At 42.6% G+C, this 20,928-nt stretch carries 25 protein-coding genes, 2 riboswitches and 1 other annotated feature; of the genes, 7 read left to right on the top strand and 18 right to left on the bottom strand.

The window, feature by feature from the left end; translation table 11 throughout:
* Positions 1-84 precede the first annotated feature (84 nt).
* Positions 85-276, top strand: a riboswitch (cobalamin riboswitch).
* Positions 277-425: 149 nt separating this feature from the next.
* A complete protein-coding gene (gene metE, locus MHB69_RS06180) occupies positions 426-2,714 on the top strand; it encodes a 5-methyltetrahydropteroyltriglutamate--homocysteine S-methyltransferase (RefSeq protein WP_046310735.1) in 2,289 nt (762 codons plus the stop codon).
* A gap of 139 nt (positions 2,715-2,853) precedes the next feature.
* The gene (locus MHB69_RS06175) at positions 2,854-3,324 is read left to right on the top strand and encodes a nucleoside deaminase (protein WP_342496083.1); all 471 of its coding nucleotides are present in this window, start codon (positions 2,854-2,856) and stop codon (positions 3,322-3,324) included.
* Between the two features lie 58 nt (positions 3,325-3,382).
* On the opposite strand, the gene MHB69_RS06170 is transcribed toward MHB69_RS06175, so the two are convergent.
* Positions 3,383-3,799 carry an organic hydroperoxide resistance protein gene (locus MHB69_RS06170; RefSeq protein WP_034281509.1) on the bottom strand — a complete coding sequence of 139 codons (417 nt, stop codon included), beginning with the start codon at positions 3,797-3,799 and terminating at the stop codon, positions 3,383-3,385.
* Between the two features lie 161 nt (positions 3,800-3,960).
* Between MHB69_RS06170 and MHB69_RS06165 the strand changes: the two genes are divergently transcribed.
* Entirely contained in the window at positions 3,961-4,407 is a 447-nt protein-coding gene (locus MHB69_RS06165; protein ID WP_024424644.1) for a MarR family transcriptional regulator, read from the top strand.
* Between the two features lie 33 nt (positions 4,408-4,440).
* Here the strand turns inward: MHB69_RS06165 and MHB69_RS06160 are convergent, their stop codons facing one another.
* The 6 genes from MHB69_RS06160 to purU all read right to left on the bottom strand — a co-directional run bounded on the left by MHB69_RS06160 (position 4,441) and on the right by purU (position 10,007).
* Positions 4,441-4,869: an organic hydroperoxide resistance protein gene (locus tag MHB69_RS06160; protein WP_041116420.1), complete on the bottom strand. Its 429-nt coding sequence runs from the start codon at positions 4,867-4,869 to the stop codon at positions 4,441-4,443.
* A gap of 175 nt (positions 4,870-5,044) precedes the next feature.
* Positions 5,045-5,215 (bottom strand): phosphatase, encoded by a 171-nt coding sequence (locus MHB69_RS06155; protein WP_235362209.1) that lies wholly within the window; start codon positions 5,213-5,215, stop codon positions 5,045-5,047.
* A complete protein-coding gene (locus tag MHB69_RS06150) occupies positions 5,169-6,305 on the bottom strand; it encodes a Rap family tetratricopeptide repeat protein (RefSeq protein ID WP_034281507.1) in 1,137 nt (378 codons plus the stop codon). The genes MHB69_RS06155 and MHB69_RS06150 overlap by 47 nt, the downstream gene beginning before the upstream one ends.
* A 124-nt stretch (positions 6,306-6,429) precedes the next feature.
* Positions 6,430-7,677 (bottom strand): glutamate-5-semialdehyde dehydrogenase, encoded by a 1,248-nt coding sequence (locus MHB69_RS06145; protein ID WP_342496082.1) that lies wholly within the window; start codon positions 7,675-7,677, stop codon positions 6,430-6,432.
* Positions 7,678-7,689: 12 nt separating this feature from the next.
* On the bottom strand, positions 7,690-8,787 hold the full coding sequence (gene proB, locus MHB69_RS06140) for a glutamate 5-kinase (RefSeq protein WP_034281505.1): 1,098 nt from the start codon (positions 8,785-8,787) through the stop codon (positions 7,690-7,692).
* Positions 8,788-8,842: 55 nt separating this feature from the next.
* Positions 8,843-9,061 (bottom strand) — a binding site (T-box leader).
* Between the two features lie 43 nt (positions 9,062-9,104).
* Positions 9,105-10,007, bottom strand: coding sequence for a formyltetrahydrofolate deformylase (purU, locus tag MHB69_RS06135; RefSeq protein ID WP_120207186.1), 903 nt, complete (start codon positions 10,005-10,007; stop codon positions 9,105-9,107).
* Between the two features lie 161 nt (positions 10,008-10,168).
* On the opposite strand from purU, the gene MHB69_RS06130 reads away from it, so the two are divergent.
* Positions 10,169-10,354 (top strand): hypothetical protein, encoded by a 186-nt coding sequence (locus tag MHB69_RS06130; protein WP_034281503.1) that lies wholly within the window; start codon positions 10,169-10,171, stop codon positions 10,352-10,354.
* 136 nt (positions 10,355-10,490) lie between these two features.
* On the opposite strand, the gene MHB69_RS06125 is transcribed toward MHB69_RS06130, so the two are convergent.
* Together MHB69_RS06125 and MHB69_RS06120 are read right to left on the bottom strand one after the other, a co-directional pair.
* Entirely contained in the window at positions 10,491-10,805 is a 315-nt protein-coding gene (locus MHB69_RS06125) for a multidrug efflux SMR transporter (protein WP_024424636.1), read from the bottom strand.
* The gene (locus tag MHB69_RS06120; protein WP_342496081.1) at positions 10,802-11,131 is read right to left on the bottom strand and encodes a multidrug efflux SMR transporter; all 330 of its coding nucleotides are present in this window, start codon (positions 11,129-11,131) and stop codon (positions 10,802-10,804) included. The genes MHB69_RS06125 and MHB69_RS06120 overlap by 4 nt, the downstream gene beginning before the upstream one ends.
* A 66-nt stretch (positions 11,132-11,197) precedes the next feature.
* Positions 11,198-11,307: riboswitch (guanidine-I (ykkC/yxkD leader) on the bottom strand.
* Positions 11,308-11,530: 223 nt separating this feature from the next.
* On the opposite strand from MHB69_RS06120, the gene MHB69_RS06115 reads away from it, so the two are divergent.
* Together MHB69_RS06115 and MHB69_RS06110 are read left to right on the top strand one after the other, a co-directional pair.
* On the top strand, positions 11,531-11,665 hold the full coding sequence (locus MHB69_RS06115) for a YrzI family small protein (RefSeq protein ID WP_073204910.1): 135 nt from the start codon (positions 11,531-11,533) through the stop codon (positions 11,663-11,665).
* Between the two features lie 231 nt (positions 11,666-11,896).
* Positions 11,897-12,940, top strand: coding sequence for a trifunctional transcriptional activator/DNA repair protein Ada/methylated-DNA--[protein]-cysteine S-methyltransferase (locus MHB69_RS06110; protein WP_041116410.1), 1,044 nt, complete (start codon positions 11,897-11,899; stop codon positions 12,938-12,940).
* A gap of 14 nt (positions 12,941-12,954) precedes the next feature.
* On the opposite strand, the gene MHB69_RS06105 is transcribed toward MHB69_RS06110, so the two are convergent.
* The 5 genes from MHB69_RS06105 to MHB69_RS06085 all read right to left on the bottom strand — a co-directional run bounded on the left by MHB69_RS06105 (position 12,955) and on the right by MHB69_RS06085 (position 15,836).
* Positions 12,955-13,500 (bottom strand): GNAT family N-acetyltransferase, encoded by a 546-nt coding sequence (locus MHB69_RS06105; RefSeq protein ID WP_041116408.1) that lies wholly within the window; start codon positions 13,498-13,500, stop codon positions 12,955-12,957.
* Positions 13,501-13,517: 17 nt separating this feature from the next.
* Positions 13,518-14,006, bottom strand: coding sequence for a small multi-drug export protein (locus MHB69_RS06100; RefSeq protein ID WP_025092307.1), 489 nt, complete (start codon positions 14,004-14,006; stop codon positions 13,518-13,520).
* Positions 14,007-14,116: 110 nt separating this feature from the next.
* Positions 14,117-14,869, bottom strand: coding sequence for a hypothetical protein (locus MHB69_RS06095; RefSeq protein WP_342496080.1), 753 nt, complete (start codon positions 14,867-14,869; stop codon positions 14,117-14,119).
* Between the two features lie 4 nt (positions 14,870-14,873).
* Positions 14,874-15,200 carry a PadR family transcriptional regulator gene (locus tag MHB69_RS06090; RefSeq protein ID WP_034281498.1) on the bottom strand — a complete coding sequence of 109 codons (327 nt, stop codon included), beginning with the start codon at positions 15,198-15,200 and terminating at the stop codon, positions 14,874-14,876.
* Between the two features lie 114 nt (positions 15,201-15,314).
* A complete protein-coding gene (locus MHB69_RS06085; RefSeq protein WP_008346212.1) occupies positions 15,315-15,836 on the bottom strand; it encodes an acyl-CoA thioesterase in 522 nt (173 codons plus the stop codon).
* A 179-nt stretch (positions 15,837-16,015) separates the two neighbouring features.
* Between MHB69_RS06085 and MHB69_RS06080 the strand changes: the two genes are divergently transcribed.
* Positions 16,016-16,897 (top strand): dimethylarginine dimethylaminohydrolase family protein, encoded by an 882-nt coding sequence (locus MHB69_RS06080; RefSeq protein WP_144496600.1) that lies wholly within the window; start codon positions 16,016-16,018, stop codon positions 16,895-16,897.
* 39 nt (positions 16,898-16,936) lie between these two features.
* Here the strand turns inward: MHB69_RS06080 and MHB69_RS06075 are convergent, their stop codons facing one another.
* From MHB69_RS06075 to MHB69_RS06060, 4 genes are read right to left on the bottom strand one after another with little or no spacing between them, the layout of a single operon-like run.
* Positions 16,937-17,905, bottom strand: coding sequence for an oligopeptide/dipeptide ABC transporter ATP-binding protein (locus MHB69_RS06075; RefSeq protein ID WP_041116397.1), 969 nt, complete (start codon positions 17,903-17,905; stop codon positions 16,937-16,939).
* On the bottom strand, positions 17,895-18,812 hold the full coding sequence (locus tag MHB69_RS06070) for an NlpC/P60 family protein (protein ID WP_268480563.1): 918 nt from the start codon (positions 18,810-18,812) through the stop codon (positions 17,895-17,897). Before MHB69_RS06070 ends, MHB69_RS06075 begins: the two co-directional genes overlap by 11 nt.
* Positions 18,812-19,891 carry a dipeptide epimerase gene (locus tag MHB69_RS06065; RefSeq protein ID WP_081124296.1) on the bottom strand — a complete coding sequence of 360 codons (1,080 nt, stop codon included), beginning with the start codon at positions 19,889-19,891 and terminating at the stop codon, positions 18,812-18,814. Before MHB69_RS06065 ends, MHB69_RS06070 begins: the two co-directional genes overlap by 1 nt.
* Positions 19,888-20,829: an LD-carboxypeptidase gene (locus MHB69_RS06060; protein WP_034281493.1), complete on the bottom strand. Its 942-nt coding sequence runs from the start codon at positions 20,827-20,829 to the stop codon at positions 19,888-19,890. The genes MHB69_RS06065 and MHB69_RS06060 overlap by 4 nt, the downstream gene beginning before the upstream one ends.
* Positions 20,830-20,928: the final 99 nt, after the last annotated feature.

Genomic DNA, 20,928 nt, shown 5'->3' with positions numbered 1-20,928 from the left:
ATTTTCTCAGGATTTTTTTAATTAAAATTATTCAAAATTTACTTTGACGAAATGAAGTGAACGTTATATAATCGAACACAATAAATTCATAGTTTGAGAGTCGGTAATTCGATTACACGTCGAATTTTAATTGGGAAGACCGGTGAAAATCCGGCGCGGTCCCGCCACTGTGAGTGAGGAGAGCTTTTCTCAGGAATCCACTGTCATTAGGATGGGAAGGATGAAAAGCTTGCAGATTCACCAGCCAGGATACCAGCCGCTCTATCACATCAAACCCCCTACGGTTGATAGGAGATGTCGGAAAAGCGTCAGTGATACTCACGCCTTATTTCGCACACACATTTTGTCTTTTAAACCAGACATTTACCTCATCAATCATGATCATGAGCGTAAATGTCTTTTTATATTTAGAGGAGGAATTGGAATTGACAATTGTTAAAACAAGTAATCTAGGCTTTCCGCGCATTGGTTTAAACAGAGAATGGAAAAAAGCACTTGAGTCTTACTGGAAAGGTCAAACAGACCGCGAAACCCTCTTAAGCACACTGGATGAACAATTTTTAACTGCCATTAAAACACAAATCGATCAACAAATTGATGTTGTTCCTTCTGGAGACTTTACCTTCTATGATCACGTGCTGGATACCGCTGTTATGTTCAATTGGATTCCAGAGCGCTTCCGCAGCTTAAAAGACCCGCTAGATACATACTTCGCGATGGCAAGAGGAACAAAAGATGCCGTCTCAAGTGAAATGACAAAATGGTTTAATACAAACTATCACTACATCGTTCCAGAATACGAAAAAAGCACAGAATTTAAACTCACACACAACAAGCCGCTTGAAGCTTACGAAAAGGTGAAAAAGGCGTTTGGTGTTGAAACAAAACCGGTTGTACTTGGTCTATATACATTTGTCTCACTTTCTAAAGGTTATGAAGCAAATGAAGTGAAAGAAATCCAGCAGCGTCTAGTGCCGCTTTATACTCAGCTATTAAAAGAACTTAAAGAAGCAGGCGTCAAATGGGTTCAAATTGATGAACCTGCACTTGTCACAGCTTCCAGTGAAGACGTAAAATCCGTAAAAGAAATTTATCAAACGATCAAAGAAGCCGTACCTGGCTTGAACATTCTTCTTCAAACATACTTTGATTCAGTAGATGCGTATGAAGAGCTTGTCACATATCCTGTTGAAGCAATCGGTCTTGATTTTGTCCATGATCAAGGGCGCAACCTTGATCAAGTGAAAAAGCACGGCTTCCCGAAAGATAAAATTTTAGCAGCAGGCGTCATTGATGGAAGAAATATTTGGAGATCAGACCTTGGCGAAAGATTATCCTTTATTTCTGAAGTCATTGCTGACGTTCAGCCGAAAGAAGTGTGGCTGCAGCCATCAAGCAGCTTGTTGCATGTGCCAGTTGCCAAACACCCAAGCGAACAGCTTGAAGAAAAACTATTAAACGGACTGTCTTATGCCACTGAAAAGCTGGCTGAATTGACATTACTAAAAGAAGGTTTAACAAAAGGAGCAGCTGCCATTGATGCTGATATTAACGAAGCAGCACAAGCACTTCTTACCTTAAAAGAGTTCGCAAAAGGAACAAATGCGGATCTAACAGCGGAACGCAACAATCTTTCCTCGAAAGATTTTAAACGTCCAGCTGCCTTTGAAGAACGCCTTCGTATCCAAAACGAATCTCTTGAGCTCCCGCTTCTTCCAACAACAACAATTGGCAGTTTCCCGCAGTCTGCCGAAGTGCGCAGTGCTCGTCAAAAGTGGCGCAAAAATGAGTGGACAGATGCAGAGTATGATGAGTTTATTAAGAAAGAAACAAAACGATGGATTGATATTCAAGAAGAAATTGGTCTGGATGTGCTCGTACATGGGGAATTTGAACGTACAGACATGGTTGAATACTTCGGTGAGAAGCTAGCCGGATTTGCCTTTACAAAATTTGCTTGGGTACAATCCTATGGATCACGCTGCGTGAAGCCGCCAATCATTTATGGAGATGTAGAGTTTACAGAGCCAATGACAGTGAAAGAGACGGTATACGCACAAAGTTTAACAGAGAAAAAAGTCAAGGGCATGCTGACAGGACCTGTTACCATCTTAAACTGGTCTTTCCCAAGAACGGATATCTCTCGCAAAGACATTGCTTTCCAAATTGCTTTCGCTTTGCGTAAAGAGGTAGAAGCTTTAGAAGCAGCTGGTATTCAAGTGATCCAAGTGGATGAGCCTGCGCTAAGAGAAGGACTTCCGCTCAAAGAAAGTGATTGGGCAGAATATTTAAACTGGGCAGCAGAGTCATTCCGTTTATCTACATCATCCGTTCAAAATGAAACACAAATTCATACACATATGTGCTACAGTAACTTCGAGGATATTGTCGATACAATCGAAGACTTGGATGCTGACGTGATTACAATTGAACATTCACGCAGTCATGGCGGATTCCTCGATTACTTAGAAAAACACCCGTATTTGAAAGGACTTGGACTAGGCGTTTATGACATCCATAGCCCGCGCGTTCCATCTGTTGAAGAAATGAGCGAAATCATTGATGATGCGCTGAACGTTTGTCCGACAGATCGCTTCTGGGTGAATCCGGATTGTGGTCTAAAAACTAGACAAGAGCCTGAAACCATTGCTGCTTTGAAAAACATGGTCACAGCTGCTGAAGTCGCTCGCAAAAAGCTGGCGCAGCATGCATAATTGAATGTCTCTCCCCTGCTGAACGCGGCAGGGGTTTTTTATGCGTAATTTGGCCTGTTCGATCTTCTACTATGATGATTTCTTTTCTAGCATGATTCGTTTATACTAGAGAAGTCAGTCGAACAAAGGGAGGAAGACAATGAATCACGAAGATTTTTTACAACGAGCAATTGATCTTGCAGTAGAAGGAGTCAATAGTGGTACTGGCGGCCCTTTTGGAGCAGTCATTGTCAAGGATGGTCAGATTATTGCCGAGGGAAGCAACAACGTGACAACAGCAAATGATCCAACCGCACATGCTGAAGTCACAGCCATTCGAAAGGCGTGCCAGACGCTGAATACATACCAATTAGAATACTGCACTCTATACACAAGCTGCGAGCCTTGTCCGATGTGCCTTGGCGCTATTTACTGGGCTAGACCAAAAGCTGTGTATTTTGCCGCTGGGCACCAGGATGCAGCGGATTCTGGTTTTGATGACTCATTTATTTATGAAGAAATCAACAAAGAATACGAATCAAGAAATATACCATTTTACAAGCTGACACCTCAAAAAACCCTTGCGCCATTTGAAGCATGGGAAGCATACGAACAAAAGAAAGAATATTAAAAAAGAAACACCTGCTCATCAGCAGGTGTTTCTCTTTTCAGCGTGATAGAAAACTTTTTTATTCAGCCACTTCAAGCTCTACTTCAATGTTCCCTCTTGTTGCTTTTGAATATGGACAGAATTCATGTGCAGCATGGACAAGCTCTTTCACTTTGTCATGATCATGACCTTTCGCAGATACAATCAGCTTTACGCCAAGCTTAAAGCCGCCGTCACTTTCATCTTTTAAAAGACTGACATGTCCTTCTACTTCCGATTCTATTTCTATCCCTTGCTTCTTCGCTACCTGCTCAAGTGCTCCTCCGAAACAAGCTGCATAGCCTGCTGCAAATAATTGCTCTGGGTTTGTACCAGTCTCTCCATCTTTCTTAGCGTTAGGCATGACAATGTTATGATCGAGCACACCATCCTCTGAACGAACATGTCCAGCTCTTCCATGCTGCGCCTTTACTTTTGCTGTGAATAATGGTTTCATCTTCATCTCCTCCTTCATCTATTCATCCTTTTCACGTTCTCTTCATTTCTCAAACATTGATGGCACATTGAAGAATTTTTCATTTTTCGTCTGTATTTATTTTAAAAAGGAAGAAAATCTTATACAATGATAAGTATGACAAAAAATAGTTGGTGACTGACATGACAAATGAATTTGAACATATGAAGCTGGAAAATCAGCTTTGTTTCTTGTTATATGCAAGTTCACGAGAGATGACGAAGCAGTATAAACCGTTGTTAGAAGAATTAAACATTACGTATCCGCAATATTTAGCACTGCTTTTATTGTGGGAGCATGGAACATTAAATGTGAAAACGATGGGAGAGCTTCTCTATTTAGACTCCGGTACACTCACGCCCATGCTGAAACGAATGGAGCAAAACGGACTCATTATCCGAGAACGTTCGAAAGAGGATGAGCGGTCTGTGCAAATTCGTTTAACGGAATATGGAGAGCAGCTAAAAGAAAAGGCCACTGCGATTCCGTCTCACATGCTGACTGGGACAGGAAGATCGGAAGAAGAGCTAAAAACACTGCGTGCCTCTTTACATGAGCTTTTGCAAAATTTAACACAATCAAAAGGCTGAGGGAATGTTCCCTCAGCCTTTTATTGATATCTATTATTGTGCGACAGCTACTAGTTCTACTTCGATGTTTCCTTGAGTTGCTTTTGAATATGGGCATACGCCGTGCGCTTTATGAACAAGTTCTTCTAATGCTGACTGCTCAATTCCAGTTCCCTTTACTTCTAATTGAACACCTAGTTTGAAGCCGCCATCTGAACTGTCTTTTAATAAGCTGACATGTGCTGTTACTTCACTTTCAAAACGGATACGCTCTTGTCTTGCTACCATTTGAAGGGCTGAATCAAAACATGCAGAGTAGCCTGCTGCGAATAATTGCTCTGGATTTGTTGCTTTTTCGATTTTTTTTGCTCTTGGTGTTCCAGGCATTGCTACATCATGCTCAAGTACACCATCTGTTGAAACAACCTTACCTTCTCTTCCTCCGACAGCTGATACCGTTGCTGTAAATAAAACGTCTGACATGAATATAACCCTCTTTCTCTCCAATAATATTTCCTACAATTGAATTGTACACAATTTAAATTGTAGAGTCAATCAATAAATACTCTTTTTTAAGTTTTCCTCCTCGTTTCCTTTTTATGAGCATGTCCCGCAGAATGGTGTTTAGGCAGTAAAAAAAGCCCTTTAACAAGGGCTTTTAGATCGTGTCGTGCTGCGGATTCGGTTGTTCCAGCGTATGGTTTCTGTTATCTGGGTCGGCATTTGCTGCTGCCAGCCACAATGCCATGATGGTGATGCTTGTACAGACGACTGCCCATTTTTTAAAATTCATATAAACAATCCCCTCTCTGAATATAGATTCGAGCATGTTCCGCTTCCCCATAGAACATGGAAGATTTTTCATAATCCCCCATTTCATTATAATACTTTGCGGTATCTAATGCCAACTCCTCTATATCTGGATATGCATAGACAGACTCTAAAAAATGGAAAATTCGTTTGATATGCTCAGCATCTTGTCTTAAATACAATGCTTCTAGAAATATGGTTTTCTGAAGATGAATGTCATCTTGAAGAGCTTCTGCTCGCTTCATACATTCTTCTCTGTAGTGTAATGCTTCTTCGTGTTTTCCTTGTTTGTATAATATCTGAGCGGCTGTATAAAGAGGGTCTATAGATCGACGAAGATGATCGGATTGATTTTGATCAAATAACGAGATGGATTCTTTCATTAATTCGAGTGCGCGGGTCAAGTCTCCCATTCGGTAATAACTGTTGCCCATATTAAACAAAGAGGAGGCAATAAAACGCACATTCTGAAACTCTCTTGATCTCGCAAGTGCTCTTTCGAGATGTGGTAATGCTTTTTCATGCCTTCTCATATCATCGTAGTTACCTGCCACAATAAATTCACACTGAATCGTGCGAAGCGCATACAGTTCATGCTGAACATAAACATCCAGCGCTAGTTTAGCATGGTGCATCGAGATATGTGTTTGTTTCATGTGATAATATATTTCTGACATTTTAAAATGAAATTCCGCACGTTCAATATCATCTGATACAAAAGAAAGCTTATGCTCTGCCTTTTGATAAGACGATATGGCAGCAATGTACTCCCTACGTCCGAATTCATACATGCCTCTAAAAAAATGATAGTAGTATTCAAGCATGCCTGTAACATGCGTTTGATGCTCATCTATTTCTTTCGAAAGCTCGGAAAAGTTGGCGCGAAGCTTTCCTTCCTTTAATGGCTTTAAATAATCGAGCATGACCTCATGCCTAAATTCCATTAAAGAAAAATAGAGAAGCAAATTCTGATCTTCTTCCATTGAATCAAGAGAGGTGCGAATTTCCTGTTTTAACTGTTCTGCTTGTTCTGAATCAAATCTGCGGATTAATTCATACCACTTGTTGATTTTCACTCCAATATCCGAAGAGGGAATGATTTTCGCCATACGTTGCCTTCTCCAATCTTCTCAAAATATAAAACATTACCATATTTTATCATACTTGACCGGAGAAATACAAAAATGAAAGGAAAAAGAGAGCCTGTTGTCACAAGACTCTCTTTTAAATTCGTTATTCTCTTATTTGTCCTTGACCACGAATGACAAATTTTTCAGACGTTAAGGCTGGCAGACCCATTGGCCCTCTTGCATGAAGTTTTTGTGTACTAATTCCTATTTCCGCTCCATAGCCAAACTCAAAGCCATCTGTGAAACGAGTAGAGGCATTATGATAAACAGCGGCAGCATCGACAGCTGTTAAGAACAGGGCTGCATGCTCATCGCTTTCCGTAATGATCGCTTCAGAGTGCTTAGAGCTATATGTTTGAATATGCTGAATCGCTTGTTCTATGTTTTCTACAATTTTAATACTGACGATCGGTGCTAAAAACTCCGTTGCATAGTCCTCTGCTGCCGCTAATGCAGCACTAGGAGCAAGCGCGCAAACGGCTTCATCACCGCGTATTTCTACCCCATTTGATTGAAGGGCTTCAAATAACGAAGCACCGTATGTTTTTGCCCATGTTTCATGAATGACAATGCTCTCGATCGCATTACAAACAGATGGTCTCTGGGTTTTGGCATTCAGCACAATCCGCTCAGCCATTTCGTTTTTTGCTGTTTCATCAATATAGATATGACAATTTCCTGCACCTGTCTCAAGCACCGGCACAGTTGACTCTCTCACGACAAGATCAATTAAATTCTTCCCGCCGCGCGGAATGAGGACATCCAGGTATTCATTTAAGGTGAACAGCGTTTTCGCCGTTTCACGGCCAGTATCTTCAATCAATTGCACACTGTCTACTGGAATATCCGTCGTATGAAGCGCTTCATGAATCACCTTTACAATTGCCTTATTACTATGAATAGCAGATGAGCTTCCGCGCAGAATCACAGCATTCCCAGTTTTCAAGCAAAGGGTCGCAGCATCGACCGTCACGTTTGGTCTTGCTTCATAAATCATTCCAACCGTTCCAAGCGGTACACGGACCTTTTCGATGAGCAGGCCGTTTTCTTTTTGAATGGTTTCTAACGTTTCACCAATTGGGTCTTTTAGCTGAATGAGTTGAAGGGTCGCGTCTGCAATGGCTTCAATTCTCTCTTCCGTGAGTGTGATCCGGTCAATGACAGATGGCGTGAACTGCTTTTCCTCAGCAGCCTGAACATCCTTTAGGTTCTCCTCTATTAAATAAGCTGAAGATGCTTTTAGTGCACTCGCGATGGCGTGCAGGGCAGCATTTTTTTGTTCCGTCGTTTTTAGAAGCAGCTGATCTTTGGCTGCACTTGCTTTTTTTGCTTTTTCAAGAACTTCATTCATCGTATTCCCTCCTCAGTTTTGTACATGCTGTACCCAGTGATCTCGGTGTATGACCTCAGGCTTCTCTTTTGAAAGCTCGTCACTTCGCATTCCTTTAATGCCGAGAAGCTCATCGGAGGCGTACAAGGTTTGTCCCTTACCAACTAATCCGTTTGGACCGACGACTTCTACGACTTCTCCTTTAGAAAAGTCACCAGCGACATCAATGACTCCTGCCGGAAGAAGGCTTCTGCCATTATGCAAAATCGCCGCTTCTGCTCCTGCATCAATCATGATCTTTCCAGAGACCGGTGAGTGGAATTGAATCCATTGACGACGGTTGTTCACGGCTGATAAATCCTGTTCACCGATATACGTTCCATCGCCTTGCCCCGCAAGAATGCGAAGCAGTTTGTCTTCCCCAGTGCCTGTGCCAATGAAGACTTTCACGCCAAGTGAAAGTGCCGTTTGTGCAGCAGACAGCTTCGATTTCATTCCGCCTGTTCCAACCTTTGAACCGGTGCTCTTTGCATATGAAAACAATTCTTCTGAAATGTGGGTCAGGACATCAAACCGCTTCGCCTCAGGATGCTCATTTGGATTTGCATCATAAATGCCATTGATGTCTGTTAATATAATCAATTGGTCTGCATGGATTAATCCACTGACAAGAGCTGACAGCATGTCATTATCCCCAAAGGTAAGCTCCTCGATGGAGACTGAATCATTTTCATTTATGATCGGCAAAATCTTTCTTTCCAGCAGCTCCATCATCGTTGCGTAAGCATTTCGATATCTTGTTCGATCTGAAAAGTCATTACGTGTTAAAAGCATTTGAGCAGGTGTCATGTGAAACTGTGAAAAAAGCTCTGTATATTTCTGCATTAACAAGCCCTGACCAACGGCGGCAGCTGCCTGTTTCCCCTTTAAGGTCACAGGTCTTGATGGATAGCCTAAGCTGCCAAATCCTGCTGCAACGGCTCCTGACGAAATTAAAATGATTTCATGACCTGCTTCTTTGAGCTTTGCGATGGCTCTTACATGATCCCGCATCTTTTGTTCATCAATGGCTCCTTTTTGCTCTGTTAATGAACTGCTGCCAATTTTTATGACGATCCTTTGCTTTTTCATCCTTGATTCCCTCCGCTATACCTTTAGGCACAAAAAAATCCCTTTTTCTCCTTATGTAAAGGACGAAAAGGGATTTTCCGTGGTACCACCTTCATTGAATAAGCATGCGATCTGCTTATTCCACTCAACTCCTGTAACGCCAGGCACGCGCTTAGATTTTTCCTCTAAGGCTCAAAGGGCAGGTTCAGCAGCTGTCTGCGGCAAATGTTTCAGCACATCATTTGCTCTCTTTACGCACCAGTTCCTGCTTACTATTCCTTTTCAACGCTCGTTAATTTTTTTATATTATCACCAATTGCTAAAGAAAAGTCAAGCGGTCAATTAAAGACAATCGTTTTATTCTCATGAACAATAATGCGATCTTCAAGGTGCCATTTGACAGCACGTGCAAGCACACTGCGCTCAATTGTCCGGCCAATATTTTTCAGGGCTTCCGCATCATCCCGGTGATCTACACGCTCAATATCCTGTTCAATGATCGGTCCTTCATCTAAATCATTGGTGACATAATGAGAAGTCGCACCAATTAATTTGACTCCCCGCTCATATGCCCGCTTGTAGGGGTTTGCACCAATAAATGCTGGCAGGAAGGAATGATGAATATTAATGATTTTGTTCGGATGCTCTTCAATGAATCCAGGCGTTAAAATTTGCATGTATCTGGCAAGCACAACCGCATCAATGTCGTACTTTTCTAATAAGGCGAGCTGCTCTTTTTCAGCTTCTTTGCGAATGTCTTTGTTCGCCTTTACAAAATGGAATGGGATTCCAAGCGATTCTACTGTATCTTTTGCCGTTTCATGATTGCTGATCACAACTGCGATTTCAGCCATTAAATTTCCGCTTTGCCATTCCCATAGAAGCTCATGCAGACAATGAAGCTCTTTTGAGACAAAGATTGCCAGCTTTTTCAGCTCACTTGCACGCGACATGCTCCACGTCATTTGAAATGATGCTGCGATTGGCTCAAAGCTATTTTTCAATTGATCCATATTCGCCGAGATGTCTTTCCAATCAAATTCAATTCTTAAAAAGAACCGGCCGCTTTCATGATCGGTTGTGTATTGGCTCGATTCAATGATGTTCGCTCCGTGCTCAAATAAAAAGGAAGAAACAGCTGATACAATACCAGGCTGATCCGGGCAGCTGACAAGTAATCTGCCTTTTTGCTCGTGCTTTTGTCTGTGTAATTCAAGTTTCTCTGTAATCAATGTTCTCATGTATCATGACCTCATTTACGTTTTCATTCTAATGAAATATTATACTGGACTGGAAAGAGAAAAAGCAATGAAGAGTCCATTTTTTATTGAATATTCATTCAATTTCGCACCTAGCGTGATATAATATGAGTAGACCTTTTATCACAAAAGGAGTGATGGAGATGAAAAGCATGACTTTGTTTGGTAAAGTGAGCTTTTGGCTCGGCATCGTATGTCTGATCACAGGTATTTATCTTTTTATAGCCGGTGAGAGACTCATTCCTTTACTCACATTTGGTGTCTGTTTTCTTCTAGTGAGTCAGCTTTACCGCAAAAATGAAAACGATTCCAATCATCATTCGATGTAACAAAAAAGGGCTCAAATGATTTTTATTTGAGCCCTTTTTCTACTTTTAACGCGTGATAGAAAACCTTTGCAGCCCTGACAAAGAATGCGAGGGTTTGTCTACATCGAGAGGCTGGCAGACAGATGCCACCCTTTTCTTATTCAATGATTTTTAACCCGACCGCCGCAGATAAAATCAGTGCGATAAAGAAAATACGTTTTGCGTCCTTCGACTCACCGTAAAACAGCATGCCGACAATGGCTCCTCCAGCAGCTCCAATGCCAGTCCAAATGGCGTATGCCGTTCCCATCGGAATTGTATTCATCGCAAGAGAGAGCATGAGAAAGGACAGCGAAAATCCAGCTGCAATGAATAAAATCCATTTGACATGCCGGTCTTTCTGGAATTGATTCATCATGGTGACACAAAGCATTTCTAAAATGCCTGCACCAATAAGTAAAAGCCAGCTCATGATTCAGTCTCCCCTTTCTTTTCACCCGTGGTCAGTTTGAGCCCTAATACACCGCTTAAAAGCACCATGATTAAAAGTAATTTCACTAGCTGTACCGGCTCACCCATTACCATACCTACTATGACAGTACCTGCTGTCCCAAGTCCGGTGAAAACGGCGTAAAGTGTGCCAACTGGCAGTACAGTCGTGGCTTTCAGGAGTAAATAAAAGCTGACGACAATACAAACGATGGTTGCGGCCCACTCCAATGAAGAGTCAGCATATTTCAACCCCATCACCCAGCCGACTTCAAAGATCGCCGCAATAAAGACATTTCCCCATTTCATCTAATCCCTTCCTTTCTGAACGATTCCAACCAACAAAAAAAGCCCGGAAATCGATCGTTTGATCAAATCTCCCGGGCTTTTATCCCTCCGTGTACATACGGTCTATTGTGTAGACCTTATGTGTTTTCTCTCGGTCCAGACTGCGCCACCCGCACGGAACCCTAGAAAACCAATTCTTAATAAGCAGATCTGACTTAAAGCAGATTCTGTGTGTCAAAATTGTATCACACCCCGAAATACCGGTCTACCGCTTTACTTGCCACACGCAAATATACTTGTTCATTTTTCGAAAGAAATTTTATGGGACCTCCGTATACTAAGGGTTAGAAACAGGTCAACTGATAAAGAAGATCTGCGGGCTGTTTCGCGTGCTGCGAACTGAAGGGAAACGAGCGTAATATGACAATCCATTTATTTTTTATGACATTGACGATCAAGCGTAAATACAAGGACATGGAGACCGTACTTTACGAACAAGAAGTTGAAGCATTTTATGAAGAAATGAAACAGAAGCAGCTAAAATATATGAACTAAAACATTAAGTGAAAAATGAGAAAAGAAGGAGATTGACACGTTTATGATGCTTGATTTGTTATACGAGGGAGAAGGATCTATTCCGGGTACAGCAACGATCACACCGCTGATATAATAAAATCAGATTGATGTGATGAACGTTCAACTTTAGGATGATGCATTTACAGATCATCCGTTGTACTCCAAATAATGCTGAAAAACATTTTATAAAAAATCAAGAGGTGGATTCATATGATGATGACCGATGAACAAAAACATGAATTTTATCAAGCACTTGTTGACAAGAATCCGCAATATGACGGCACATTCTTTGCCTGTATTAAGACAACCGGCATCTTCTGTCATGCCACATGTACGGCCAGAAAACCAAAATTTGAAAACTGTGAGTTTTTCTTTACAGCGGAGGAAGCACTGCTGGCAGGGTATCGCCCGTGCAAGCGCTGCACACCATTAACATACCCGAACAGCATTCCTGAAGAAGTCAAAACACTCGTTTCAGCAGTAGAAAAAAATCCTGAGAAACGCTGGAAGGAAGAGGACTTCCGCCAATTAGGGATTCACTCTGCCACAGCTCGAAGAAAATTTAAAGACATTTACGGCATGACCTTTGTTCAATATGCAAGATCACGCCGAATGGGACTTGCCTTTAAAGAAATTTTGAACGGAAAAAAAGTAATCGATCAGCAGGTCACTTTCGGCTATGAATCTTCAAGCGCCTTCAATGATGCATTTACGAAAATCATGGGAAATCCCCCTAAAAAAGCGCAGATTCACATTCTTTATGCTAATTTTATTTCCACACCGATCGGGCGCATGATGAGTGTGACAGATGCCACACATGTGTATTTACTGGAGTTTATGGACAGGCGGGGACTCGAAAAAGAAATTGAAACATTAAGAAAGAAACATCATGCCCGCATTTTAGTTGGAGAAACAAACGTCCATCAGCAATTAGCAAAGGAATTGGCTTTATATTTTGAGAAAAAGCTGACCAAGTTTACTGTACCGCTTTCCTTACATGGCACCCCTTTTCAAATGAAGGTGTGGGAGCAGCTTTCACTCATTCCAGCAGGCGAAACGAGATCCTATCGTGATCTAGCCGCGAAACTGGGCGATCCGCATTTGGTTCGTGCCGTTGGTAATGCAAATGGTGCGAATCAATTGGCGATTATCATTCCCTGCCACCGCGTGATTCAAACAAGTGGTGAGCTTGGAGGCTATGGCGGGGGGATTGAACGGAAGAAATATTTGCTTCAGTTAGAACAGCGTGCATAAAAAAACGGCTCTGCTTAATCGGTAAGCGAGCCGTTTTCTCCGTTACGGGTAATGCTGTATACATCAATGATTTGGTCCCATTTTGAAATGGTTTTTTCTTTTTTCATGCCCATTTTTAAAGCGACCTTCACCGACGCTTCATTCTCAGGACGAATTAGGCTGACCATCCGTCTGACCTTCATTTCTTCAAATCCATAGGTAAGGCAGCCTTTTGCAGCCTCAGCAGCATAGCCATTCCCCCACGCCGCTTTCTTTAGCATATATCCTATCTCAAGCTCCGTTTGTCCTTCGATATTTTGCAGAACAATTCCGCTTTGTCCAAGACGTTCATTTGTTTCTTTATCTTCAATGATCCATAGCGAGGTGTGGTACATGCGGTCATTTTTTTGATTCCATGCAATCCACTCTTTTGTCTGCTGTTCATCCTTCAAAGAAGGATAATACTTCATCACTTCTTCATCCTGGAACAACTCCTCATATAAAAATGACGCATCATGTTCATTCATCGTTCTCAGTTTCAGGCGCTCTGTTTCTAGTACTGTTCTTGTTTGAACTGTCATTGATGATCCCCCCTTTTTTACTTGCTAAAAATATCTCCGAACAACCCATTTGAATCTGGGGCAAAGTAATGGAAGCCCGCACCGGTTAAACTTGCAGCCAGCGCTGTCCACATCATTAAACTGACGGTCATCCACACCGCGACTTGCTTTCTTTTCGTTCCAAAGCTCATGCACATCAAGGCCGCTAAATGACTGCCGATGATAAAAGGACCAATGAGCGCTAATCCAGGCAGACCGTATCGTTCCCAAATTTTTCTCGCCCGCAGCTGCTTTTTCTCTCCTTTCTCATCACCTTTCTCTTCTTTTCTCTTTAACCACCATGCTTTAAACCGGTCCACAAACACAATGAGAAGCAAAACTGTGAGAAAGTTGCCGATGAATCCAATTACAGCCGTTGTCACAGGGTGCAGCCCACTTAAGATTGCGAATGGAACGACACCAATCACTTCAAAAAAAGGCAAAGCAGCCAATACAAAGACGAGTACATATCCCCATACGATATCCAAAAACAGAACCCCTTTTCATTTTTGTCCTCTCCCCATTGTAATGAAAAACACAATTCCATTTCTACATTTTTTTAGAAAAAGAAAAGCACATCGCAAGAGATGTGCTCTAATTATATTGAGTGTTCATTTTTCTTGTTTGTTTTCCGTAAAAAAACAATCGTGAGCAAGACTAAAATGACAATGGATAGCAGACTTGTGAAAAGAAGCATCAGAGGCGATGTCCATCCAAGCCATTCGAATAGGAGCTGCGGTCCGAAGAAGATCAGGGGAATGAGCGACACCATATTCGCCTTTAATATGGCATTTAATAAGACAATACACAGCAGCAAAAGAAGAATGACGCCCCATCTTTGGCTCGAGGTCAGCACAAGTAAAGGTGTACCAAGTTTTTGATCCAATAATTTCACTGTTATCAAGGCTGTCATCTGAAAAACACCTAATATCCAAAAGTAAAAGAATGCCCTCCTGCTTGTTTGAAAGACTGAAGCTCTAAACATCACAATGGTCATGATCACATTGGACACTATAATCAGAGGATAACCAATGAGTGCATACCAAGAATACGATAAACTTTGACTGATGGCATCTGCTAACATCATATAAAAAAGCGATCCAATTAAGAAAGCACTGACGAATGGCACCCAGTCTTTATGGTTTCCTGACAGCTCTTTTGCCAGTTCATCAGCATAGCTCCGCGGATCTCCTCCGAACACATCCTCACCTGTTTTGCCGTCTTTTTCAGCCTCAACCGCATGTGCTGTCAGTTCGTCCATCAGCTCATCGATTTCATCCTGATTTTTTCCCTTTGATATGAGATAAAGTTGCAGCTCTAGTAGAATGTGTCTTGTTTCTTTTGATACCATAATCTCACTTCCCTTTTTGTAATAAGCGGTTTACATTTTTTGAAAGCTCATTCCAGCGGTCAATAAACTCTGTGAGCGCTTGTTCTCCCGCTTGTGTGAGCGTATAGTATTTCCTTTTCGGACCGCTCGCTGACGCTTTTGTTACGGTGGTCACCAGCTGTTCCTTTTGCATACGCAGCAAAATCGGATAGATACTGCCTTCACTAATTTGATCAAACCCATAATGCGCGAGCTTCTTCGTCATTTCATACCCATAAATTTCGCCCTCAGAAATAATCGACAGCAGACAGCCTTCTAAAATTCCTTTTAGCATTTGTGTGGATGTTGTCATGATTGTTCCTCCGATTCCAGTACCTTGCATCACAAGATAGCTTTATCTTATCATACACTATCTTGCCATGCAAGATACTGGCACAGAAAAAAATCACCGCTTAAAGGGTGATTTTTACGCCCAAGGCTTATCTGTCCCAAGTGCGTCAGCAAGCGCCTTACTATGCTTTCGGCGGCTTTTTCTTTCCTCTGCCCGCTGCTTCGCTGTTTGATGAAGCATGATTTCTTCCTCTGTTTCCGGCATCACCTGCGGGACTCGTTTAGGCTTTCCGTTTTCATCTAATGAGACAAATGTCAGAAATGAAGTCGCTGCGAGTCTGCGCTCTCCAGACATCAAGTTTTCTTTAATGACTTTGACGAACACTTCCATAGAAGACGTACCCACCCATGTGACATAGGATTCCAAGCATACTGACTCCTTTTGTCCAATCGGCTCTAAAAAGTCAACAGAATCCATTGAAGCTGTGACCGTTTCACTGCGGCTGTGTCTTGCTGCCGAGATGGAGGCAATGTCATCTATATAACTCATTAATTTCCCGCCAAATAACGTTTGGTGGTTATTCGTATCGAGAGGGAATACCCTGCTGGTTTTAACAACTTTTGATTCCTTGCAGTATTTGAAATTTTCTTCACTCATCATCATAGCTCCTTCTTGCTGTTTTCGTGGATGCGGAACGACTTTTATTAAACACTATTCTTTTAGGTTTGTCTAAACTTTTTGCTTTAGTCTTATGTGAGAGATTTTCTTTCGGAAATGTTTCAACCATGGCTAGAAGAAGGAATAATAGAACTATGAATGAACAAGGAGGCCATTTGATGGATTCTATGAGAGCAGAGCAATTATACAAAATGCCGCAATGCATGAATGAATACGACGATTTAGAAGAAGTTCTTTTATGCAGTCCTATTTATATGGAAATCAAACAAATTATTAACGAAACCCAGAAACATTTTGCGAAAGAAAATATTTCTCAAATGAAAGCAGTCGCTCAGCATAAGCAATTGATCCAAACCCTTAAAGATCATCAAGTACGGCCTATCCTGCTCCCGGCGAATGAACGCTTCCCTGAGCAAGTCTTCACTCGGGATATTGGGTTTACGATTGGACATACACTGTTTGTTTCAAGTATGGCCGCTCCGGTTCGGCAAGGGGAAGAACAATACCTAAAAGAATGGGCACACGCAAAAGGGTGGTCAGCTGTCACTTTGACAGACGGAACGATTGAAGGCGGCGATGTGCTTGTGGATCAGAAGCGTGTGTTTGTTGGCACGAGCAAAAGAACTAGTTCAGCCGCTATCTACCAGCTAAAAAAGGAACTGCCGGATCATGACATCATTCCGATTCACCTTCCTCCTCACATTTTGCATCTTGATTGTGTGATGAATATTCTGTCTCATGACGAGATAATCATTTATCCTGACGCGTTCAAGCAAAAGGATCTCCAGCTGCTCAAAACGTATTATGATTTGATTGAAATCAGCGAACAAGAGCAATTCACACTTGGACCAAATGTTTTATCCATTGGGCAGAAAAAAGTGATCAGTCTGCCCAGCAACCAAGAAACAAATGCTTTATTAACCGCTCACGGGTACACCGTTATTAAAGTGGACTTTTCGGAAATTATTAAATCTGGCGGCTCTTTCAGATGCTGTACATTGCCTATTCGGCGTTCATCCACTAAAAAAGCCAGCATGTAGAACAGTTTGTCTACTTGCTGGCTTTTTATCGGGCTTGTCCTATTTTCTATTGTATAAATGACAGGCGACTTCATGTCCTTCTTCCACCGCTTGTAATGTCGGCTTTTTTTCAGCACACACATCCATCGCGGCAGGACATCGTGTTCGAAATACACAGCCGCTTGGCGGGTTCACTGGACTTGGAATTTCTCCTTTTAAAATAAACCTTTTGCGCTTGTCCTCTACGTCAGGATCTGGAATGGGGATGGCAGACAGCAAGGCTTGTGTATATGGGTGAAGCGGTGTTTGATATAATGCATCACTCGTCGTCAATTCGACGAGATGACCTAAATACATGACACCGATCCGGTCACTAATATATTTCACCATGGACAAGTCATGTGCAATAAAAAGAAAAGTTAATCCTTCCTCTTTTTGCAGTTTTTTCAGCAGGTTCACGACCTGCGCTTGGACGGAGACGTCTAGTGCAGAAATCGGCTCATCTGCCACAATAAATTTTGGCGCTAAGGCAAGTGCTCTTGCAATGCCGATTCTCTGCCTCTGTCCCCCGCTAAATTCGTGCGGATAACGGGTGGCAAAATCATAGCTTAATCCTACCGCTTCAAGCAGTTCTTTCACACGGGCAATCCTTTTCTTTTGACTGCCATAAAGCTGATGAATCTCCATTGGCTCCAGCATAATATCTTTTACTGACAGTCTTGGATTTAACGAGGAATACGGATCTTGAAAGACCATTTGCATTTGCCGGTTGAAATCAAATGATTCTTTTTTAGAAAGGTGGTGAAGACTTTTTCCTTCATATAAGGCTTCACCATCTGTAGGTTCATAAAGACGCATGAGCACTTTTCCAAGTGTGGATTTGCCGCAGCCAGACTCACCAACGAGACCAAAGGTTTCACCTTGTTTCAGCTGAAAAGAGACACCATCCAGCGCTTTTAAGGTTCTCCCTTTCGATAGATGAAAATGTTTTTTAAGGTTGTTTACTTGTAAGAGTGGTTCAACTGTCATGATCGCTCCTCCTCTCGCTTGGTAAATACCGCCTTGCACCTGCCCATTCCTTTTCATATGAAGTGCCAGAAAGGGAGAGAAGCTCTATTTGTCTGCCGGTTTTAGGCGAATGAAGCATCATCCCGTCCCCAGCGTAGATCCCTACATGGCGGACCGCTCCCTTTCCGTTTTCATTTGCAAAAAACAGCAAGTCGCCTTGTTCTAAATGGCTTGATGTAACCGGCGTTCCTTGAACAGCTTGGTCACTTGCATCTCTCGGCAAAAGATATCCGCACGCTTTGTACATGCTGTAAGCAAAGCCTGAACAATCATAGCCAAAGCTGCTCATGCCTCCCCATAAATACGAAAGGCCTATAAATTGTTTTCCTGCGTCTACGACATCTTTGCCTGTCATAGAGAAAGCATGTGAGCCTGGGCGTACATCCGCTTTGTTGATTTCTCTTATTCCTACTGGGGTGACAACATGAAATTGATCATCAGTTTCTTTGGCTGCTGCCAGCTCTGTTAAAAAACTAATCTCCATATCTGGTTCCCCGTTTTGATATAGCGTGGCTTTTTTCTGACAAACGATAAGAGATACAGCTGACGCACTTCCCTCTGTTACTTGCGTTAATTGCTCAGCAGGTATATAGCCTGGATAGCCTTCTGGATGTTTCCGGCTGGCCTGCTGCGGTATGACGACTTTTATCCAGCCATCTGTCTCTTCTAATCCAATCACTCGTCCGCCGAGCAGTACTTGAGATTGAATCAAATTCTCTTCACATAAAGCCAGCTTTTCTTCATATGTTTGCTGGTCAATCCACTCTTTGATGTTGATGGAGTCCTGAAGTACCTTCTGATCGATTTCTCTCGGCGAATGCGGCGCTGTCCATACGTTAGCGACTGGAACCTTTGATTCGTATATCATCATGAGACTCCTTTCACCCCTTGAATGCCTAACCCATGATGCAGCGGTAAAAATATATCTTTTCCTTTGTACACGATTCCTCCGTCTATCATGTCCTCTTTCAGCATAAGCGGGGCATCAAAATCGCAGCGGGTGATATTCGGCTGGCTTGCGGCGAAATGTGCCGCAGCTGTAATGCCAAGCTTTGACTCAATCATACTGCCAACCATGCACTGAACACCGTATGCTTCGGCTAGGGCATTGATTTTTAATGCTTCTTTTATGCCGCCTGATTTCATTAATTTTAAATTGATCAGATCGCAGCTTCTCGTTTCAAGCACCCTAATGGCATCATGAAAACTGAAAATGCTTTCGTCTGCCATAATCAGTGTTTCAGTTGCTTCTGTCACACGGCGCAGACCTTCAATATCTTCTTTCGGCACTGGCTGTTCTACTAGTTCAATATTCAGCGCTTCCATTTTTCGAATGGCTGTGATCGCTTCCTTCCACGTCCAGCCCTGATTGGCGTCGAGCCTGATCTGAATATCCGGACCGACTTTTTCTCGAATCCGCTTGATCCGCTGAATATCCGTGTGTATATCATCTTTTCCTACTTTAACCTTTAACGTCTGAAAGCCTTCGGCTGCGTATTGCTTCGCATCTTCCGCCATCTCAAGCGGCCGGTTTACACTGACCGTATAGTCGGTTTCGAGCTGATGACGATATCCGCCAAGGTATTGATAAAGCGGAAGTCCTGCCTGCTTTGCTAAGCCATCATAAATGGCCATATCGATTGCAGCCTTTGCGCTTGTGTTGCTTGCGAGCACGCGGTTCATAGCAGAAAAGATTTGTTCATACTCTGCCAAGGAAGCCCCTAGCAAAATGGGTCTGATCACTTCACAGATGGCATAGTCGATGCTTTCCAGCGTTTCTCCTGTAATCACCGATGTGGGAACTGCCTCTCCGTAGCTGACGTCACCTTGATCATATGTGATGATGACGATCAGAGATGCTGCGTCATACACCGTTCTTAAAGCGGTTTTGAAAGGCTTTTTTAGCGGTACACTCGTTCTGCATGTACGAACATCCACAATGTTCATTTAATCGCCTCTTTCGCTGCAACGCCTGGAGAAATGTGCAGTTTCTTCCCTGCCGCATCTAGTGCAGCCTGCACGCCCATCGGAATGGCAAAGTTGGGTGATGAATGACCGATCCGAAAGCCGCCAAGTGCAGGTTTCTTTTGCGGCACAATATAGGTTTCCCACAGCTGTTCCAACGTTAAGGACTGGTCTTTCTTTTTTGGTTCACATTGATGAAAATCGCCAATGATGAATCCAGCCGCATCATCCAATTTTCCAGCAGAGGTGAGGTGCTGCATCATGCGATCGATTTTATAAGGCTCTTCGTCAATATCTTCAATGAACAACAGCTTTCCCTTCGTATCAATTTCAAAAGGTGTGCCAAGTGTTGTCACGATGAGGGCAAGATTCCCTCCTATGATGTCCCCTGAAGCGGTGCCGGGGTAGAAGGTATGAAGAGGTGACAAGTGATGCGAATACGTAAAGGCCTTCGGCGTGAACAGCTGCAAAAAGGTATCCTTCGTATACGGATGGACCTCTTCAAGTCCCACATCAGAGGAAAGCATTGGACCATGAAAAGTCACAAGACCCGTCTGCTGCTGGATGGCCGTATGTAAAAACGTAATGTCACTATAACCCCAAAAGATTTTTGGATTCCGGCGAATGAGATCATAGTCAATGACTTCTGCAAGTCTTCCAGTTCCGTACCCTCCGCAGGCACAAATAACCGCTTTGACTTCTGGATCTTGAAACATGCCATGAAGATCTTCCACTCTTTCATGATCACGACCTGCTAAATATCCGTACCGGGAATCAAGATACTTCCCTTTTTTCACCTTCAGCCCGAGGCTTTCTAAAAAGGCAATCCCTTTTGCTAATTTCAATTCATCAGGCGGGCTTGCTGGTGCGATAACCCCCACCGTATCCCCTGTTTGAAGCGCCGCTGGCAGCTGGTTCATGCCAATCCCCTCTTTCTCTTTATTTCTTACAATCTATGGGCATCTTCTCCATAACATGAACAAATAAAGGAACAGACGCTTTTGTTCAAAGCGTCCGTG

The organism is Bacillus sp. FSL K6-0994 (assembly GCF_038630815.1).
Classification (GTDB): domain Bacteria; phylum Bacillota; class Bacilli; order Bacillales; family Bacillaceae; genus Bacillus; species Bacillus safensis.
This window is presented reverse-complemented; position numbering and strand designations above follow the sequence as displayed.

Bases quoted from the DNA above. Each gene is read 5' to 3' on its own strand.
- MHB69_RS06130 (WP_034281503.1), top strand. From the start codon at position 10,169: ATGAAAAGCATGACTTTGTTTGGTAAAGTGAGCTTTTGGCTCGGCATC.
- MHB69_RS06095 (WP_342496080.1), bottom strand. From the start codon at position 14,869: ATGGTATCAAAAGAAACAAGACACATTCTACTAGAGCTGCAACTTTAT.
- MHB69_RS06145 (WP_342496082.1), bottom strand. From the start codon at position 7,677: ATGAATGAAGTTCTTGAAAAAGCAAAAAAAGCAAGTGCAGCCAAAGAT.
- MHB69_RS06150 (WP_034281507.1), bottom strand. From the start codon at position 6,305: ATGGCGAAAATCATTCCCTCTTCGGATATTGGAGTGAAAATCAACAAG.
- MHB69_RS06120 (WP_342496081.1), bottom strand. From the start codon at position 11,131: ATGAAATGGGGAAATGTCTTTATTGCGGCGATCTTTGAAGTCGGCTGG.
- MHB69_RS06125 (WP_024424636.1), bottom strand. From the start codon at position 10,805: ATGAGCTGGCTTTTACTTATTGGTGCAGGCATTTTAGAAATGCTTTGT.
- MHB69_RS06060 (WP_034281493.1), bottom strand. From the start codon at position 20,829: ATGAACCAGCTGCCAGCGGCGCTTCAAACAGGGGATACGGTGGGGGTT.
- proB (WP_034281505.1), bottom strand. From the start codon at position 8,787: ATGAAAAAGCAAAGGATCGTCATAAAAATTGGCAGCAGTTCATTAACA.
- purU (WP_120207186.1), bottom strand. From the start codon at position 10,007: ATGAGAACATTGATTACAGAGAAACTTGAATTACACAGACAAAAGCAC.
- MHB69_RS06170 (WP_034281509.1), bottom strand. From the start codon at position 3,799: ATGAAACCATTATTCACAGCAAAAGTAAAGGCGCAGCATGGAAGAGCT.
- MHB69_RS06070 (WP_268480563.1), bottom strand. From the start codon at position 18,812: ATGATATACGAATCAAAGGTTCCAGTCGCTAACGTATGGACAGCGCCG.
- MHB69_RS06065 (WP_081124296.1), bottom strand. From the start codon at position 19,891: ATGAACATTGTGGATGTTCGTACATGCAGAACGAGTGTACCGCTAAAA.
- MHB69_RS06080 (WP_144496600.1), top strand. From the start codon at position 16,016: ATGGATTCTATGAGAGCAGAGCAATTATACAAAATGCCGCAATGCATG.
- MHB69_RS06110 (WP_041116410.1), top strand. From the start codon at position 11,897: ATGATGATGACCGATGAACAAAAACATGAATTTTATCAAGCACTTGTT.
- MHB69_RS06155 (WP_235362209.1), bottom strand. From the start codon at position 5,215: ATGCTCGAATCTATATTCAGAGAGGGGATTGTTTATATGAATTTTAAA.
- MHB69_RS06175 (WP_342496083.1), top strand. From the start codon at position 2,854: ATGAATCACGAAGATTTTTTACAACGAGCAATTGATCTTGCAGTAGAA.
- MHB69_RS06085 (WP_008346212.1), bottom strand. From the start codon at position 15,836: ATGAGTGAAGAAAATTTCAAATACTGCAAGGAATCAAAAGTTGTTAAA.
- MHB69_RS06075 (WP_041116397.1), bottom strand. From the start codon at position 17,905: ATGACAGTTGAACCACTCTTACAAGTAAACAACCTTAAAAAACATTTT.
- MHB69_RS06115 (WP_073204910.1), top strand. From the start codon at position 11,531: ATGACAATCCATTTATTTTTTATGACATTGACGATCAAGCGTAAATAC.
- MHB69_RS06090 (WP_034281498.1), bottom strand. From the start codon at position 15,200: ATGACAACATCCACACAAATGCTAAAAGGAATTTTAGAAGGCTGTCTG.
- MHB69_RS06160 (WP_041116420.1), bottom strand. From the start codon at position 4,869: ATGTCAGACGTTTTATTTACAGCAACGGTATCAGCTGTCGGAGGAAGA.
- MHB69_RS06165 (WP_024424644.1), top strand. From the start codon at position 3,961: ATGACAAATGAATTTGAACATATGAAGCTGGAAAATCAGCTTTGTTTC.
- MHB69_RS06105 (WP_041116408.1), bottom strand. From the start codon at position 13,500: ATGACAGTTCAAACAAGAACAGTACTAGAAACAGAGCGCCTGAAACTG.